The sequence below is a fragment of the Kitasatospora sp. NPDC059327 genome (assembly GCF_042752535.1).
GTDB lineage: Bacteria > Actinomycetota > Actinomycetes > Streptomycetales > Streptomycetaceae > Kitasatospora.
This window is the reverse complement of sequence record NZ_JBHYYB010000147.1, coordinates 1-15,291: the sequence shown is the minus strand read 5'-3', so window position 1 is coordinate 15,291 and position 15,291 is coordinate 1. Positions and strand designations below refer to the sequence as shown.

At 73.0% G+C, this 15,291-nt stretch carries 15 protein-coding genes; 8 read left to right on the top strand and 7 right to left on the bottom strand.

The window, feature by feature from the left end; translation table 11 throughout:
• Window positions 1-243: 243 nt before the first annotated feature.
• The 5 genes from ACFXHB_RS41505 to ACFXHB_RS41485 form a co-directional block, all read right to left on the bottom strand.
• The gene (locus ACFXHB_RS41505) at window positions 244-741 is read right to left on the bottom strand and encodes a hypothetical protein (protein ID WP_380581836.1); all 498 of its coding nucleotides are present in this window, start codon (window positions 739-741) and stop codon (window positions 244-246) included.
• 118 nt (window positions 742-859) lie between these two features.
• A complete protein-coding gene (locus ACFXHB_RS41500) occupies window positions 860-1,624 on the bottom strand; it encodes a glucose 1-dehydrogenase (protein ID WP_380581834.1) in 765 nt (254 codons plus the stop codon).
• The gene (locus ACFXHB_RS41495; RefSeq protein WP_380581832.1) at window positions 1,621-2,256 is read right to left on the bottom strand and encodes a TetR family transcriptional regulator; all 636 of its coding nucleotides are present in this window, start codon (window positions 2,254-2,256) and stop codon (window positions 1,621-1,623) included. The genes ACFXHB_RS41500 and ACFXHB_RS41495 overlap by 4 nt, the downstream gene beginning before the upstream one ends.
• A 103-nt stretch (window positions 2,257-2,359) precedes the next feature.
• Window positions 2,360-3,592, bottom strand: coding sequence for a kynureninase (gene kynU, locus ACFXHB_RS41490; protein ID WP_380581830.1), 1,233 nt, complete (start codon window positions 3,590-3,592; stop codon window positions 2,360-2,362).
• 29 nt (window positions 3,593-3,621) lie between these two features.
• Entirely contained in the window at window positions 3,622-4,452 is an 831-nt protein-coding gene (locus tag ACFXHB_RS41485; protein ID WP_380581828.1) for a tryptophan 2,3-dioxygenase, read from the bottom strand.
• A 236-nt stretch (window positions 4,453-4,688) separates the two neighbouring features.
• On the opposite strand from ACFXHB_RS41485, the gene ACFXHB_RS41480 reads away from it, so the two are divergent.
• Window positions 4,689-5,123: an Lrp/AsnC family transcriptional regulator gene (locus ACFXHB_RS41480; RefSeq protein WP_380581826.1), complete on the top strand. Its 435-nt coding sequence runs from the start codon at window positions 4,689-4,691 to the stop codon at window positions 5,121-5,123.
• Window positions 5,124-5,154: 31 nt separating this feature from the next.
• Here the strand turns inward: ACFXHB_RS41480 and ACFXHB_RS41475 are convergent, their stop codons facing one another.
• A complete protein-coding gene (locus ACFXHB_RS41475; protein WP_380581825.1) occupies window positions 5,155-5,787 on the bottom strand; it encodes a MarC family protein in 633 nt (210 codons plus the stop codon).
• A gap of 266 nt (window positions 5,788-6,053) precedes the next feature.
• Here ACFXHB_RS41475 and ACFXHB_RS41470 point away from each other — a divergent pair, with 266 nt between their 5' ends.
• The 3 genes from ACFXHB_RS41470 (at window position 6,054) to ACFXHB_RS41460 (ending at window position 9,706) form a co-directional block, all read left to right on the top strand.
• Window positions 6,054-6,614 (top strand): DoxX family protein, encoded by a 561-nt coding sequence (locus ACFXHB_RS41470; protein ID WP_380581823.1) that lies wholly within the window; start codon window positions 6,054-6,056, stop codon window positions 6,612-6,614.
• A 354-nt stretch (window positions 6,615-6,968) separates the two neighbouring features.
• Window positions 6,969-7,592 carry an FxLYD domain-containing protein gene (locus ACFXHB_RS41465; RefSeq protein WP_380581821.1) on the top strand — a complete coding sequence of 208 codons (624 nt, stop codon included), beginning with the start codon at window positions 6,969-6,971 and terminating at the stop codon, window positions 7,590-7,592.
• Window positions 7,593-7,891: 299 nt separating this feature from the next.
• A complete protein-coding gene (locus ACFXHB_RS41460) occupies window positions 7,892-9,706 on the top strand; it encodes a glycosyl hydrolase family 18 protein (RefSeq protein WP_380581819.1) in 1,815 nt (604 codons plus the stop codon).
• A gap of 174 nt (window positions 9,707-9,880) precedes the next feature.
• On the opposite strand, the gene ACFXHB_RS41455 is transcribed toward ACFXHB_RS41460, so the two are convergent.
• Window positions 9,881-10,441 (bottom strand): MarR family winged helix-turn-helix transcriptional regulator, encoded by a 561-nt coding sequence (locus ACFXHB_RS41455; protein ID WP_380581817.1) that lies wholly within the window; start codon window positions 10,439-10,441, stop codon window positions 9,881-9,883.
• Between the two features lie 147 nt (window positions 10,442-10,588).
• Between ACFXHB_RS41455 and ACFXHB_RS41450 the strand changes: the two genes are divergently transcribed.
• The 4 genes from ACFXHB_RS41450 to ACFXHB_RS41435 all read left to right on the top strand — a co-directional run bounded on the left by ACFXHB_RS41450 (window position 10,589) and on the right by ACFXHB_RS41435 (window position 15,249).
• On the top strand, window positions 10,589-11,896 hold the full coding sequence (locus ACFXHB_RS41450; protein WP_380581815.1) for an MFS transporter: 1,308 nt from the start codon (window positions 10,589-10,591) through the stop codon (window positions 11,894-11,896).
• Window positions 11,897-12,046: 150 nt separating this feature from the next.
• Window positions 12,047-13,672 carry a dolichyl-phosphate-mannose--protein mannosyltransferase gene (locus tag ACFXHB_RS41445; RefSeq protein WP_380581813.1) on the top strand — a complete coding sequence of 542 codons (1,626 nt, stop codon included), beginning with the start codon at window positions 12,047-12,049 and terminating at the stop codon, window positions 13,670-13,672.
• A gap of 3 nt (window positions 13,673-13,675) precedes the next feature.
• Window positions 13,676-14,455, top strand: coding sequence for an ABC transporter permease (locus ACFXHB_RS41440; RefSeq protein WP_380581811.1), 780 nt, complete (start codon window positions 13,676-13,678; stop codon window positions 14,453-14,455).
• A 209-nt stretch (window positions 14,456-14,664) separates the two neighbouring features.
• Window positions 14,665-15,249: a TMEM165/GDT1 family protein gene (locus tag ACFXHB_RS41435; protein WP_380581809.1), complete on the top strand. Its 585-nt coding sequence runs from the start codon at window positions 14,665-14,667 to the stop codon at window positions 15,247-15,249.
• Window positions 15,250-15,291 lie beyond the last annotated feature (42 nt).

The following is a 15,291-nucleotide window of genomic DNA, read 5'->3' as shown; positions in this document are numbered from 1 at the left end:
GGTTGGCGGAGCCTTTGGGGCGGGGGCCCGGCCGCCGGGACCCCCGGGGGGGCCGCCCCGGCGGCCCGCCCGGCGCCCCCGACCCGTGTCCGGGACCCGCGGCCCGACCGGTGCCCCGACCCGCGGGCCGGCCCGTGTCCGGAACAGCCGGCCCCGGCCGCCCGGATCGGGTGTGCTCGCCGCGCCGGCGGTCCGGGCCCGGGGCCGTTCGACAGGTGCGCGGGATGCGCTGCCCGGACCGGCTCAGCGCTCCTCGAAGAACCGTTTCACCGTGTCGCGCTCGGCTGCCGCGGCCGCCAAGGGCTCGCCGACCACCCGGCCGGCCAGCTCGACCGCCAGCTCGCCGACCGCTCGCCGGAGGACGACCGCCGCGAGCGCCCGGTCGACGGCGATCCGGGCGTGGGCTTCGGCGACCAGCCGGTCACGCTCCCGGACGCCCTCCTCGCGGGCCGCCGCGAGGGCGGCCGCGCCCTGTTCGGCGGCGTCCTGCCGGATCCGCGCCGCCTCGTGCCGCGCGTCGGCGAGGCTCGCGCGGTAGGCCCGGTAGGTGCGCTCCGCCTCGGCGTGCAGCGCTTCGGCCCGCTCGGCACCGCCCTCGATGGCGTCCCGGCGGTCGGCCTGGAGCCGCTCGATCCGCGGCAGTACCCGGCTGCCCAGCACCCAGACCATGAGGAGGAAGCAGCTCAGGCCGACGATCAGTTCGCCGGGCTCGGGCTTCAGCGGACCCAGCGCGAGGTTCATCTGCTCCCCCGATGATCTGATGGACAGTCATAGAAGGTGCTGCCCGGTCAGGTTGACTCCGAACCCCGGGGCCCGCCGGCGGTGCGGGCCGGGGGAGGTCACCGACCCGCGGTGGATGTCACTGCCCCATGACGTACTTGACCGTCGGGCCGGTGGTCCAGCCGCCGTCGACGGCGAGTTCGGCGCCGTTGACGTAGGAGGCGTCCTCGGAGAGCAGGAAGACCACGGCGGTGGCGATCTCGGGGGCCTCGCCGACCCGGGCCATCGGGGTGTTGGGGTAGTTGCCCTCGCCGCTGCGGATGCCGACGGAGGCGGTCATCGGGGTGTAGGTCATACCGGGGTGGACGGAGTTGACCCGGATCCGCTCGGCCCCGAGCTCGACGGCGCCGATCTTGGACAGGCCGCGGACGCCCCACTTGGAGGCGCCGTAGCCGGCGGTCAGGGCCAGGCCCATCAGGCCGGCCGCCGAGGAGATGTTGACGATCGAGCCGCCGCCGGCCGAACGCAGGGCCGGGACGATGGTCTTCATCCCGATGAAGACACCGGTCAGATTGATGTCCACCACCTTGCGGAAGTGGTCGACGCTCTCGTCCGCCAGCAGCGAACCCGTGGCGATTCCGGCGTTGTTGACCAGGCCGTGCACCGCGCCGAACTCGGCCTCGGCGAAGTCGACCACGTGCTGCCAGTCCTCCTCCGAGGTCACGTCGTGGCGGATGAACCGGGCCCGGTCGCCGAGCCCGGCGGCGGTGGCCTTGCCGTCCGCCTCCAGCACGTCGGTGATCACCACGTTGGCGCCGGCCGCGACGGCGAGCCGGGCGGCCTCCGCGCCCAGGCCGCGGGCGCCGCCCGTGATGATGACGGTCTTGCCGGTCAGGTCGTTCATGACGTGCTCCTCGGGGGGGTCGGTGCGCAGAGCATGGCGGCGGACATCGTCACCAGGTCGGCGAGGAAGGTCTCCTCGTCGGTCAACGGGGTGGTTCCGGTGAGGTACTGCCGGGCGCGGTCGGCCAGGGCCGCTCCGATCAGGGTGAGCACCAGGTCGATCCGCTCCAGCCGGATCGGCTCCGGCACGGACCGGATCCGGTCCTCGATCAGCTCGATCAGCCGCCAGTAGCCGCCGCCGGCCAGCGTCGGGTGCGGGGTCCGGGTGCGGACGCCGCTGCTGTGGCTCACCTGGGCGGAGATCCGCAGGCAGTGCCGGCCCCGTTCGCTGCGCAGCTCGGTGGCCTCGGCCGCGACCAGGGCGCCGAGCAGCCCGGCCGGGTCGGCTGAGCCGAGCCCGGGCAGCAACGGGGCGAGGGCCTGCTCGGTGCGTTCCTGGCGGCCGGCCATGATCGCGTCGAGCAGGCCCTCGCGGGAGCCGAAGTGGTACTGCACGGCGGACGGGTTGCTCTGCCCGGCGAGCCGGGTGATGTCCCTGGTCAGGGCGGCTTCCACGCCTCGGGCGGCGAAGAGTTCCTCCGCGGCCCGGAGCAGTTTCTCGCGGGTCTCGTGGCCCGCCGACGTCCTTGCCATACGGACGACTTTAATACTGGGCATTATTAACGGCAAGTCACGGTGCGGCACCGGTCGGTGGGCCCTCCGGCGGCGGAGGGCCCGGTCACGGGTGGTCGGGCGCTCAGGTGACCTCGCCCCGCCGGCCGAACCGCTCCGCCCGCCACTCGCCGGTCTCCAGCACCTCGGCCAGTTGCCGGGCCGCGTCCCAGACGTCCACGTACGACAGGTACAGCGGGGTGAAGCCGAAGCGCATGAGGTCCGGCGCGCGGAAGTCCCCGATCACCCCGCGCTCGATCAGCGCCTGCACCACCGGGTAGCCGTCGGCGTGGCGCAGGGCGACCTGGCTGCCGCGCCGGGCGTGCTCGCGCGGGGTCACCACCTCGATCCCGTCCAGTCCCTCCACCAGCGAGACGAACAGGTCGGTCAGCGCCAGGCTCTTCGCCCGCACCGCGCCCAGGTCGGCCCGCTCCCAGATGTCCAGGCTCGCCTCCAGCGCGGCCTGGCCGAGCAGCGAGGGGGAGCTGGTCAGGAACCGCCCGACGCCGGCCTTCGGGTCGTACCCGGGCTCGAAGGCGAACGGGCGGGCGTGGCCGAACCAGCCGCTCAGCGGCTGCCGCGGCCCGGCCGCGAGGTGGCGCCGCGCCACGTACAGGAAGGCCGGCGAACCGGGGCCGCCGTTCAGGTACTTGTAGGTGCAGCCGACCGCGAAGTCCGCGCCGCTCGCGCCGAGCCCGATCGGCAGCGCGCCCACCGAGTGGCAGACGTCCCAGATCATCAGCGCGCCCGCCGCCCGCACCCGGGCGGTGATCCCGGGCATGTCCAGCAGCTCGCCGGTGCGGTAGTCAACGTGCGAGAGGACGACGGCGGCGACGTCCGCGTCCAGGTGCCGGTCCAGCTCCTCCGGCGCGACCAGCGCACTGCGCGCGCCCTCGACCAGCCCGGTCACGCCCTCGGCGATGTAGAGGTCGGTCGGGAAGGCCGCGGCGTCGCCGAGCACCGTCCGCCGCCCGGGGCGCAGCCGCAGGGCGGCCGCCAGCACCTTGAACAGGTTGACCGAGGTGGTGTCGCAGACCACGACCTCGTCCGGGTCGGCCCCGACCAGCGGCGCGATCCGCCGGCCCAGCCGGTACGGCTGCTCGAACCAGCCGGCCTCGTTCCAGCTGCGGATCAGCTCGCGGCCCCACTCCTCCTCGACCACCTGCCGCACCCGCTCCGGGGTGCGGGCCGGCAGTGCGCCGAGCGAGTTCCCGTCCAGGTAGACGACGCCCTCGGGCAGGGCGAACTCCTTGCGGAACCCCGCCAGCGGGTCGGCGCCGTCCAGCGCCGCGCACTCCTCGCGCGTGATCGTGCCCACGGTCCTGCCCTCTCGCTCGTTCTTCTCGCTCACAGTTCGTCCCGGACGGTCCACAGCTCGGGGAACACGTCCTGCTCGGCGGCCTTGCGCAGCCAGGTGAGGCCGCTGGAGCCGCCCGAGCCGGGCTTGGCGCCCATCGCGCGCCGGACCGCCGCCAGGTGCCGCTGACGCCAGCGGGTGACCCGCTCGGCGACGTCCAGCAGGACCTCGGCGAGCGGTTGCAGCTCCGCGTACGCGGGGTCGGTGTAGACCTGCCGCCAGGCCGCCTCCACCGCCGGGTCGGCCCGGTGGCGCTGCTCGGAGGGCTCGTGCGGCACCGCCAGCCCGCGGCGGGCGAGCAGGGCCAGGGCGTCGTCGTACAGGCCGGGCGCGCGCAGGGCCTCGACCAGCTCGGCCCGCGTCCGGGGGACCTCGTCGTACATCCGCAGCAGGGCGGCGTTCTTGTTGCCCAGCAGGAACTCCAGGTGCAGGAAGGCCGAGGACTGGAACCCGGAGGCCTCGCCGAACACCGAGCGGAAGGCGTTGAACTCCTGCGGGGTCATGGTCGCCAGCAGGTCCCAGGACTCCACCAGCACGTTCTGCACGTGGGTGCCGCGCCGGAGCGCGGCCAGCGCGGCCGGCAGGTCGTTCTCGCGCAGGGCCTGCTGGGCGAGCGTCCACTCGTGCCGCAGCAGGTCGAAGAGCAGCTCCATCACCTGGGTGCTGACGATGAACGACAGCTCGGCCGGCACCTTGCTGCGCGGCTGCTGCAGGCTGTGCAGCTCGTCCAGCCGCGCGTACCGGGCGTAGGGGGTGCCCTGACCCGGCTCCCCGCCCCGACCGAACGACAGGTTGGGTGTCTCCACCGTGTCGTGCCCCATCCCGATTCCTCCTGATGACCCGGACGGCGGGTGCACCGCCCGCCCGATGACCCGGCCGCCTGTGCGGTCCGTCGTGGCCGGGGCCCCATTGTGCGGCGGTCACTGCCCCCACTTGAATGGGCACCGGGCACGGCAACCGCATCCGGGCCTGGCGATCGAGAGGTCTTCCCGCCGATCTCTTTACGATCGCAAAAGAGCGGGATCCAGCCAGTCGATCAACCCCACCGGGAGCCGTCATGGACGCCGTCGACCGCCGCCTGCTGGCCGAACTCCAGGCCGACGCCCGGCTCTCCTACAACGAACTCTCCCGCCGGGTGAGCCTCTCCGCACCCGCCGTCGCCGAACGGGTGCGCCGACTGGAGGCCGAGGGGGTGATCAGCGGCTACCACGCCCATGTCGACCCCGCCCGGGCCGGGCTGCCGATCACCGCGCTGGTCCAGCTCCAGTGCTACGGGCCGCGCTGTGTGCTGCGCGACCCGGAGGTGCCCCGGTGGCCGGAGGTCCTCCAGCTGCACCGGGTGACCGGCGGGGCCTGCTGCGTCCTGCTGGTCGCGGTGCCCACGATGGCCGCCTTCGAGGCGCTGATCGACCGCCTCGGCGGGTACGGGCAGCCGGCCAGCTCGATGATCCTCTCCAGCCCGGTGCCCTGGCGGCCGGTGGTCGCGCTCTGACCCGGACCGGTGCCCTGACCCCGGACCGGACTCAATGCGCCTCGGGCAGGTGCAGGCCCAGCCCCGCCAGGCCGTTGAGGAACAGCTCCACGCCGACCGCCGCCAGCAGCAGCCCGAGCAGCCGGGAGAGCACCTCCAGCGACGTCCGGTGGGTGCGCCGCATCAGCGGGGCGAGCGCCGCCACGCAGATGTAGTTGATCACCACCACGGCGACGTACGCCCCGACGATGGTGGTCCGCCAGCCCCAGTCGTCCTTGGTGAGCGAGCCCACCAGGACCGCCGTGACCGCCAGCGGGCTGGCGATGTACGGGAGCAGCAGTTCGCGGATGCCGTCCACCATCGGGTTCGGCAGGTGGTCGTCGTCGTCGTCCCCGACGCCGAGATGGATGCCCAGCACCAGGGCGACGGCGTAGACGAAGAAGATCGTCCCGCCCGCCAGCTGCAGCGACTGGTCGCTGATGTGGAACAGCGAGGTGACGAAGTCGGCGCTGTAGGCGAGTACCAGGCCGATGAAGGCGGAGATCAGTGAGCTCCAGGCCGCCAGCCGCCGCAGCTCGTGGTTGCTCCGGGTGGCGGCCAGCCGGGCGAAGGCCAGCAGGACCTTCGGCGGGCCGACCACGGCGAAGAAGGCGATGAACGCGCTGCTCAGGTTGAAGACGAACATGGGCCAAGCATGGTCGGGGCGACCGGCGCGGGTGGACCGCCACGCCCTCGGCGCCCGGCGCGCGGCCGGTCGGGGCGCCGCAGGGGCCGCTGATCGGGCCGCTGATCGGGCCGGTGCGCGGGCCGTCGGGCCGGCCCGCTCCCGGGCACCGGCCCGCCATTCCTCGACGGTCCGACATTCGCCCGGATGGCGGTCCCGGGTCGAACCGGCTCGCCCTTTCGGCTCCTATGGAAACCGGATCACCTCCGCTGGAACGAGGACTCGACATGTGTCTGAACCGTAAGGATCTCGGCCTGCTGGCCCTGCGCGGCGCCGTCGGCGGGGTACTGATCGCGCACGGCACCCAGAAGCTGTTCGGCTGGTTCGGTGGTGGCGGTCTGGAGGGCACCACCAAGGCGATGGAGCACATGGGCTTCCACCCGGCCCGCCGCAGCGCCCTGGCGGCGGGCCTGGGCGAGGCCGGTGGCGGCGCCCTGCTGGTGGCCGGGCTGGCCACCCCGGCGGCCGGCGCGGTGGTGGCCGGAACCATGGCGGGCGCGGTCGCGGTGCACGCCCCGTCCGGCTTCTTCGTGACCTCGGGCGGCTACGAGTACCCGGCGTTCCTGGGGGCGACCGGGCTCGCGCTGGGCCTGGCCGGCCCGGGGCGGTACTCGCTGGACCACCTGACCGGTCATGCCTTCGACCAGCCCTGGGTGGGTGTGCTGGCGTTCGCCGCCAGCGCGGCCTCGGCGTACGGCGTGGTGGCCCGCCGCCGGCACGTGGTGCGGCTGCGCGAGGAACGGGCCGCCGTGGAGGCGCAGGCGCAGGAGGGCTCGGGGCTGTCCTGAAACCGCCCCCGCGGCCGAAGCGGCGCCCGCTCCCGAGAAGGCCCCCGGGAACGAAGCCGCACCCTCGGCGACGGTCGCGCGCGAGGGTCGTGGCCGCCCGCCGGGGGAGCGGCCCGCGGCGGCCCGCGGCGGGCCTCACCCGGATGCATCAGCCCTGTTGGCGGGCCCGGCCCGGGCCCCGGAGGGTGGCCGTGAGGTGTGCCGGGCCGCCCGGCACCGAACCGGGGCGCGGCGCCGTCGAGGCGCGCGGACCCCGGAGCGCAGGGACCCCCACTGCGCGGAACCCGCTGCGCGCCGACCCCGAAGCGCAGCTCCCGAAGCGCGCCGACCCCGAAGCGCAGAAACGAGGACACCATGGACCGCCAGCCGCCGACCGGGGCCAGCCGCCCCACCCGTACCACCGCCCAGGACGTCACCGCCCCGGTGGTCCGCCGCCCGCGCCGGGCGGTGGCCGGCACGCTGGCCGCGGCCGTCCTGGGCGCGGCGGCGCTGGCCGGCTGCTCCTCGGGCGGCACGGCGAGCAAGGTCGCCTCCTCGGCCGCCGCCGCGGTGGAGTCGGGAGTCTCGGCCGCGGCCTCCGCCGCCGCCTCGGCGGCGGCCTCCGTCGCGGGCGGGCTCTCCTCGGCGGCCTCCTCGGCCGTGGCGTCGGCCGCGTCCTCGGCGGCCGCGGTGGCCTCCTCGGCGGTCGCGAGCGTCAAGGGCGGGCTGGACGCCAAGGGGGACATCACCGCGGGCACGGTGACGATCGCCTCGGACGGCAAGGCCGAGGCGACGCTCACCGTCACCAACCACGGGCAGCAGTCCAACCGGTACGTGATCCAGGTCAACTTCACCGACGACTCCGGCAATGTGCTGGACGCGACCGCGGTGACCGTCCCGGACGTGGCCGCCGGACAGAGTGCCCAGGCCACCGCGCGCAGCAACCGCGACCTCTCGGGCTCGGTCAAGGTCGTGGTGGCCAACGCCGTCCGGTACTGAACCGCAGGTCAGCGAGGTCGGTGGAGCGGGGGCGCAACCTTAAGGGCGACTCAAGCCTCAACATCACCCCTTGACGGGGGAGTTGGTCTAGTCCATTTTAATCCACAGGTGCAGGGAGCCCCTGAACCGGCGTCAGCGGTCTTCGACCGCGGGCGCCGGTTCGGCATATCCCGGTGTCCGTCAAGGCATGTTCCCGCTCGATTCCCTTCCCCCGTTCTGTCATGCCCTGGTCGCACGGCCCCACCCCGTGCGAGCCCGCCAGGCGCGGCGGATCCCCCACAACCAGGAGTCACGCACCCATGCTCCGTTCACGTATCGAAAGGGCCGGGACCCCGGCCCCGGACGGCGGCCGCCGCCGGCGCCCGAAGAGCCTGGCCGCCATCGCGGTCGGCACGACCGCCTCCCTGCTGCTCGGCGCGGGCCTCGCCCTCACCGGTGGCGCCTCGGCCAGCGCGGCCGTCACCAACTCCACCGGCGCGCCCGCCACCAGCGGTGGCATCAAGGTCGCCTACTTCGACCAGTGGTCGATCTACGCGAACGCGTACTACCCGAAGACGATCCAGGACACCGGCGTCGCCGGGAAGCTGGACTACCTGATCTACTCGTTCGCCAACATCCACCCCACCAACCTGAACTGTTTCGAGGCCACCAAGGCCGCGAGCCAGGACGACAACAACCCCAACGCGGGTGACGGTGCGGGCGACGCGTTCGCCGACTACCAGAAGAGCTTCGGTCCGGACATCGCGGTCGACGGCGTCGGCGACGCCTGGGGCCAGCCGATCGCGGGCAACTTCAACCAGCTGAAGAAGCTGAAGGCGAAGAACCCCAACCTCAAGGTCCTGATCTCGCTGGGTGGTTGGACGTACTCCAAGTACTTCTCGGCGGCGGCCGCCACGGACGCCTCGCGCAAGAAGCTGGTCTCGTCCTGCATCGACATGTTCATCAAGGGCAACCTGCCGGTGGACGCGGGCTACGGCGGCGCGGGCTCGGCGGCCGGCATCTTCGACGGCATCGACATCGACTGGGAGTACCCGGGCGGCGGTGGCCACACCGGCAACCTGGAGAGCCCGAACGACAAGCAGAACTTCACCCTGCTGCTGAAGGAGCTGCGCGAGCAGCTGGACGCGCAGGGCAAGGTCGACGGCAAGACCTACGCCACCGCGGCGGCCGTGGGTGCCGGTCAGGACAAGATCCGGAACGTGGAGACCGACAAGATCGGTCAGTACCTCACGTTCCTGGACATCATGACCTACGACATGCACGGTGCCTGGGACGCCAAGGGCCCGACCAACCACCAGGCCCCGATCTACTCCGGCCCGGACGACCCGATGACCCCGGCCAAGCCGGGCAACGGGAAGTACTCGGTCGACGCGGCGATCAAGGCGTACACCGCGGGTGACACCGACTACGGCATCCCCGGCGGCTTCCCCGCCAAGAAGATCAACGTGGGTGTGCCGTTCTACTACCGCGGCTGGACCGGCGTCCAGAACAACGGCAAGAACGGCCTCTTCCAGCCGGCCACCGGCCCGGCCGCCGGCGCCTCGATGTCCGGCAGCGTCCCCGGTATCCAGATGTACAAGGAGCTGGCGGGCTTCGTCGACAACCCGGCGAAGACCTTCTGGGACGACACCGCGAAGACCACGTACTTCTACGACGGCACCACCTTCTGGTCCGGTGAGGACGCCCGCTCGATCCAGGCCAAGGTGGACTACGCCCACTGCAACGGCCTCGGCGGCTCCTTCGCCTTCTCGCTGTACGACCTGGGCACCAAGACCGCGCTGTTCGACAAGATGGTCGAGGCCACCAACGGCTCCGCCGCCGCCTGCCCGGCCGCGCCGAGCCCCACCCCGACCCCGACGGCGACCCCCACCGTGACCCCGACGGCCACGCCGACGGCCACCCCCACCGCGACCCCGACGGTGACGCCGACCGCCACCCCGACCACTCCGGCCGGCTGCTCCGCCGCCCCGAGCTGGGACGCGGCCACCACCTACGCGACCTCCACCAAGGTCTCCTGGAAGGGCCACTACTACACCAACAAGTGGTGGACCAAGGGCGAGGACCCCACCACCACCGGTCAGTGGGGCGTCTGGACCGACAACGGCCCCTGCTGAGGCCGTACGGTCGAACCACCCGGGCGCGCGCGTGCCCGAGTGCCTGAACACCCGGGTGCGCGAGCGCCCGAGCACCTGAGCGAGCCGAGGGCCTGACGGATCCTCGCGCCGAACGAGTCCGGCCCGCCGGGGGACGATCCCCCGGCGGGCCGGACTTTCCACGTTCCGGGCCGCTCAGGCCAGGTCGTCGGTGCGCCCGAGGGCGTCGGGCTGGCTCTCCTCGATCCGGCGCAGCATCCGGGCCAGCATCCCGGACAGGACGGTGCGCTCCTCGCCGACGACGTCCTGGAGCAGCTCCTCCTCGAAGACGGCGGCCATCCGCATCGACTCCAGCCACTTGTCGCGGCCGTTCTCGGTCAGCTCGATGATCACCCGGACCCGGTTGCTCTCGTCCCGCTCCCGGGTGACGAGGTCCTCGGCGACCATCCGGTCGATCCGGTGGGTCATCGCGGCCGGGGTGAGCCCGAGCCGCTTGGCCAGCTCGCCCGGCCCGAGCCGGTAGGGGCTGCCGGCGACCACCAGGGCCTTGAGCACCTCCCACTCGGCGGGGGTGATTCCGAGCACAGTCAGCTGCCGGCCGTAGGCGACGCCCATCCGCCGGGCGACCCGGGAGAGGGTCTGCACGATGGTCTCCACCTGCGGGTCCACGGTGGGGAATTCCCGCTGGTAGACGGCCACCTGCTCGGCGATGCCCAGTTCGTCGGGGGCGGCCGGCGCGGGCTTGTCTGCTGTCATGCCGACCAGTGTCGCACGGTGGGGTGCACACCTTAAGCCTTTGACTCCACAGTCTTCCGGTGCTAAGACTTTATCTCGGCAGACTTTAGGTCTTAAATCTTCTGGCCTTAAGAGTATCCATCGAAACCCAGTGAAGGGGTGTGCACGGTGACCGGCACGGTGAAGCAGCAGAGGCAGCGGCGTCATGGGGCGGGCGGCCCGCTGCGCCGCGTCCAGATCGGCAACGCGCTCAGCGCGTTCGGCAGCGGGTTCACGATGCCGTACATGTTCGTGTACGTGGACCAGGTGCGGGGTCTGGGCTCGCTGGCCGCCGGGATGGTGTTCACCGTCTTCGCGCTGGCCGCGCTCGCCGTGCTCCCGTTCACCGGCCGCGGCATCGACCGGTACGGCCCGCGCCCGGTGCTGCTCGCCGGTGCCGCGCTCGCCGCCACCGGCGCGTTCGCCTTCGGACACGCCACCGGGACGCCGGGGCTGCTGGTCTCCTCCTTCCTGTTCGGCGCGGGCGTAACCACCTGCCAGCCGGCGCTCGCCACCATGATCGTCCGCTGCTCGACCGTCGCGACCAGGTCGCACGCCTTCGCGCTGCAGTTCACCCTGATCAATCTGGGCATGGGCATCGGCGCGCTGGTCGGCGGCCAGATCGTCGACGTCGCCGACCCGGCCAGCCTGACCCGGCTGTTCACCATCGAGGCCGTCACCTTCCTCGGCCTGGCCCTGGTCACCGGCGGCGCCCGGATCCCGAACGCCGCCCCGGTCCTGCTCCAGGGACAGCCGCAGGGCCCCCAGGGCCTGCGGGCGCTGGTCGCCGACAAGGCGATGCTGCGGCTCTGCGTGCTCGCCGGGCTGATCTTCTTCACCTGCTACGGCCAGTTCGAGTCCGGTGTCGCGGCCTTCGCCACCGACACCGTCGGCACCGCGCCCTCCACCCTGGGCATCGCCATCGGTGCCAACGCGCTGACCATCGTGGTGCTGCAGATGTTCATGGTGCGGATCACCGCCCGCCGCCGGCGCACCACCGCGATGGCCGCGGCCGGCGTGGTCTGGCTGGGCGCCTGGGCGATGGCCCTGGTGGCCGGTCTGATCCGGACCGAGACCATGGCCGCCACGGTCGCGATCGTCTCGATCTACGCCCTGTTCGGGGTCGGCGAGTCGCTGCTCGCCCCCACCCTGGGCCCGATCGTCGCCGACCTCGCCCCGGCCCGGCTGCTCGGCACCTACAACTCCGGGTACGCCCTGGTGAAGCAGATCGCGATCGCGGTCGGCCCGGCCGTCGGCGTGCTGCTGGTCGGCTCCGGCACCTGGCCGCTCTACCTGGCGGCGATGGCCGGCTCCACCGTACTGATCGTGGTCCTCGCGCTGCGGCTGCGGCCGTACCTCACCGCCGTCCAGGACAACGCCGCCCCGGCGGTCGTCCACACGGCGCTGCCGGTCCGGGAGCTGCAGACCGCCGCGTGACACCCGCTCCGACATGCCACGACTGCGCCGTCCGGGTCACCTGGACGGCGCTTGTCGCGCTTGGATTCGCGACCACCGCCACATAGTGTCAGTGGCTGTTGACCGCCCGGCCCCGGCCGGCACAGGCGAGACAGGCGAATCGGCGAGGCTATGACGCAAGCGGCGCTCACGCACCCACCCGCACCGGCGGCCCCGACGGCCCCCGCTCCGGCCCGTCGGGGGCTGCCGCGCCGGGTGGCCGATCGGGCCGGCTGGCTCGGGCCGATCGGCGTGGCGCTGTTCGCCGGACTGCTCAGGTTCTGGAACCTCGGCTACCCCAACGCCTTCGTCTTCGACGAGACGTACTACCCCAAGGACGCCTGGTCGCTGCTGCGGCAGGGCTACGAGGGCACCTGGCCGGACAGCGCCAACGCCGACATCCTGGGCGTGCCGCAGCACGTCCCGCTCACCGCCGCGCCCGAGTTCATCGCCCACCCGCCGCTCGGCAAGTGGGTCATCTCGCTCGGTGAGTGGGGCTTCGGCCTGCACCCCTTCGGGTGGCGCTTCATGACCGCGCTGCTCGGCACCGTCACCGTCCTGATGCTGGCCCGGATCGGCCGCCGGCTGTTCGGCTCCACCCTGATCGGGTGCACCGCCGCGCTGCTGATGGCCGTCGACGGCCTCCAGCTGGTGATGAGCCGGGTCGGCCTGCTCGACGGCGTCCAGATGTTCTTCGTGCTCGCCGCCTTCGGCAGCCTGCTGATCGACCGCGACCGCACCCGCGCCCGGCTGGCCGCCGCCCGCGACGGCGCGGAGCCGGACGGCGACCGGATCCGGCTCGGCCTCCGCCCCTGGCGGATCGCCGCCGGTGTCGCCCTCGGCGCCGCCTGCGCGGTCAAGTGGAACGGGGTCATGGTGCTCGCCGCCTTCGGCCTGCTCACCGTGCTCTGGGACCAGTCCGGCCGCCGCTGGGCCGGCGCCCGCCGCCCCTGGCGCTCGATGCTGCGCCGGGACGCGCTGCCCGCCCTGCTCGCCATGGTCGGCTCGGCCCTGGTGGTGTACGTCGGCTCCTGGGCCGGCTGGCTCGCTGCCGGCGGCCGGAGCGGCGGCGGGTACGACCGGCACTGGGCCGACAACCGGGCCGGCCTCTCCGCCGACAGCTTCCTCGGCGTCCCGCTGCCGCAGGTCCCGATGAGCTGGGTCCCGGCCCCGCTGCGCAGCCTCTGGCACTACCACGCGCAGATGTACGACTTCAATACCGGCCTGAGCACCCCGCACACCTACCAGTCGAACCCGTTCAGCTGGCTGGTCCAGGGCCGTCCGGTCTCCATGTACTGGGAGCAGGTGCCGAACGGGCAGCAGGGCTGCACGGCCTCCGGCGGCTGCGCCGCGCAGATCCTCGGCCTCGGCACCCCGCTGCTCTGGTGGACGGCCTGCTTCGCCCTGGTCTACCTGCTCTGGCGCTGGTTCTTCCGCCGGGACTGGCGCTCGGGCGCGGTGCTCTGCGGCGTCGCCGGGGTCTACCTGCCCTGGTTCCAGTACCAGGAGCGCACGGTCTTCTCCTTCTACATGGTGGTGCTGGTGCCGTTCCTGTGCCTGGCCGTCGCGCAGATGCTGGGCGCGATGCTCGGGCCGCCCGGCTGCTCGCCCGAGCGTCGCCGGGCCGGCGCGGCCGGGGCCGGGCTGATCGTGCTGGCGATCGTGGCCTGCTTCGCCTTCTTCTATCCGCTCTACACGGCGGAGGTGATCCCCATGACGTCCTGGCAGGACCGGATGTGGTTCACCAGCTGGATCTGAGGCGTGACGCCCTCGGCGGCCGCGCAGAACCAACTGCTGCCGGTCACTCCCGCCCTGGGGGTGGTCACCGCCGTGCTGCTGGCCGCCGCCGTGGCGGTGGCCGGCTGGGGCCTGCTCGGGCAGGGGCACGCGGTGCTGCGGGCCGGACTGCGCGCGGTGGCGCAACTGGCCGTCGTCGCCCTGGTGATCACCTGGGTGGTCGGCTCGCTCTGGTGGTCGGCGCTGTTCGTCCTGCTGATGTTCGCGGTCGCGGTGCGGACGGCCGGCCGCCGGATGACCGCCGGACCGCAGTGGATCCGGGCGGCCGCGCCGATCGGAGCCGGGGTGCTGCCGGTGCTGGCGCTGCTGCTGGGCGTCGGACTGCTGCCGCCGAAGGGCCTGTCGATCATCCCGGTGGCGGGCATCCTGATCGGCGGCGCGCTCACCGCCACCTCGCTGGCCGGCCGGCGCGCCCTGGACGAGCTGCGCCAGCGGCACGGCGAGGTGGAGGCGGCACTCGCGCTGGGCTTCGAGGAGCGGGACGCCCGGCTGGAGATCTGCCGGACCGCCGCCGCGACCTCGCTCGTCCCGGCCCTCGACCAGACCCGGACGGTGGGCCTGGTCACGCTGCCCGGCGCGTTCGTCGGCATGCTGCTCGGCGGCGCCTCCCCGGTGCAGGCGGGCGCGGTGCAGCTGTTCGTGCTGATCGCGCTGCTGGTGGTGGAGTCGGTGGCGGTGCTCGTGGTGCTGGAACTGGTGGCCCGGGGACTGGTGGGCACCGTACCGCCCGGCGGGATCGGGTAGGCTTGGCGCGTTGAAGGGGAGTAGCCCTCCACCGGACCGTCGACATACTGGCCCCTCGGGGCCCGGCGCCCGGGGCATCCGCGCGCGGGTGCCGGCGAGACCTTCGGCCGCAGTGCTGTGATGTTCTGACCAGCGCTGTCGGGCCGGAGCGACCCCTCACGGAGCTGCCGCGGCCGGACAGCCCGACCCCGAGGGATACCGAACCCCCGATGAGCCTGACCGTAGCCGCGATCACCTTCGGCATCGTCTTCCTGTCCGAACTCCCGGACAAGACCGCCCTGGCCAGCCTGATGCTCGGCGCCAAGTACCGGGCGAGCTATGTCTTCGCGGGCATCGCCGCCGCCTTCGCCCTCCAGGTCGGCATCGCCCTGGTCGCGGGGCACCTGCTCTCGCTGCTCCCGCACCGCTGGGTGGAGGGCGTCACCGGCCTGCTCTTCCTGGCCGGTGCCGCGATGCTGCTCTTCCACGGCGGCGACGACGAGGACGGCCACGCCGCCAAGGAGCCCTCCGCGAACAGCTTCTGGAAGGTCGCCGGGGCCAGCTTCGTGGTCGTCGCGATCGCCGAGTTCGGCGACCTCACCCAGATCATGACCGCCAACCTGGCCGCCAAGTACGCCGACCCGCTCGCGGTCGGCCTCGGTGCCTGGCTGGCGCTCTGCGCCGTCGCCGGGATCGCCATCCTCGGCGGCCAGAAGCTGCTGAAGCACGTCCCGATGAAGATCATCATCCGGGTGGCGGCCGGCATCATGGTGTTGATGGCCGGCTTCAGCATCTTCCAGGCGATCACGGGCTGACGCCCGGTCACGGCGGCCGCGCGGCCGGCCGGTGGTCACGCG

Excerpts from the sequence above, each read along its gene's own strand:
- ACFXHB_RS41445 (WP_380581813.1), top strand. The coding sequence starts at position 12,047 with ATGACGCAAGCGGCGCTCACGCACCCACCCGCACCGGCGGCCCCGACG.
- ACFXHB_RS41435 (WP_380581809.1), top strand. The coding sequence starts at position 14,665 with ATGAGCCTGACCGTAGCCGCGATCACCTTCGGCATCGTCTTCCTGTCC.
- ACFXHB_RS41505 (WP_380581836.1), bottom strand. The coding sequence starts at position 741 with ATGAACCTCGCGCTGGGTCCGCTGAAGCCCGAGCCCGGCGAACTGATC.
- ACFXHB_RS41500 (WP_380581834.1), bottom strand. The coding sequence starts at position 1,624 with ATGAACGACCTGACCGGCAAGACCGTCATCATCACGGGCGGCGCCCGC.
- ACFXHB_RS41460 (WP_380581819.1), top strand. The coding sequence starts at position 7,892 with ATGCTCCGTTCACGTATCGAAAGGGCCGGGACCCCGGCCCCGGACGGC.
- ACFXHB_RS41465 (WP_380581821.1), top strand. The coding sequence starts at position 6,969 with ATGGACCGCCAGCCGCCGACCGGGGCCAGCCGCCCCACCCGTACCACC.
- ACFXHB_RS41475 (WP_380581825.1), bottom strand. The coding sequence starts at position 5,787 with ATGTTCGTCTTCAACCTGAGCAGCGCGTTCATCGCCTTCTTCGCCGTG.
- ACFXHB_RS41470 (WP_380581823.1), top strand. The coding sequence starts at position 6,054 with ATGTGTCTGAACCGTAAGGATCTCGGCCTGCTGGCCCTGCGCGGCGCC.
- ACFXHB_RS41495 (WP_380581832.1), bottom strand. The coding sequence starts at position 2,256 with ATGGCAAGGACGTCGGCGGGCCACGAGACCCGCGAGAAACTGCTCCGG.
- ACFXHB_RS41480 (WP_380581826.1), top strand. The coding sequence starts at position 4,689 with ATGGACGCCGTCGACCGCCGCCTGCTGGCCGAACTCCAGGCCGACGCC.
- ACFXHB_RS41455 (WP_380581817.1), bottom strand. The coding sequence starts at position 10,441 with ATGACAGCAGACAAGCCCGCGCCGGCCGCCCCCGACGAACTGGGCATC.
- ACFXHB_RS41485 (WP_380581828.1), bottom strand. The coding sequence starts at position 4,452 with ATGGGGCACGACACGGTGGAGACACCCAACCTGTCGTTCGGTCGGGGC.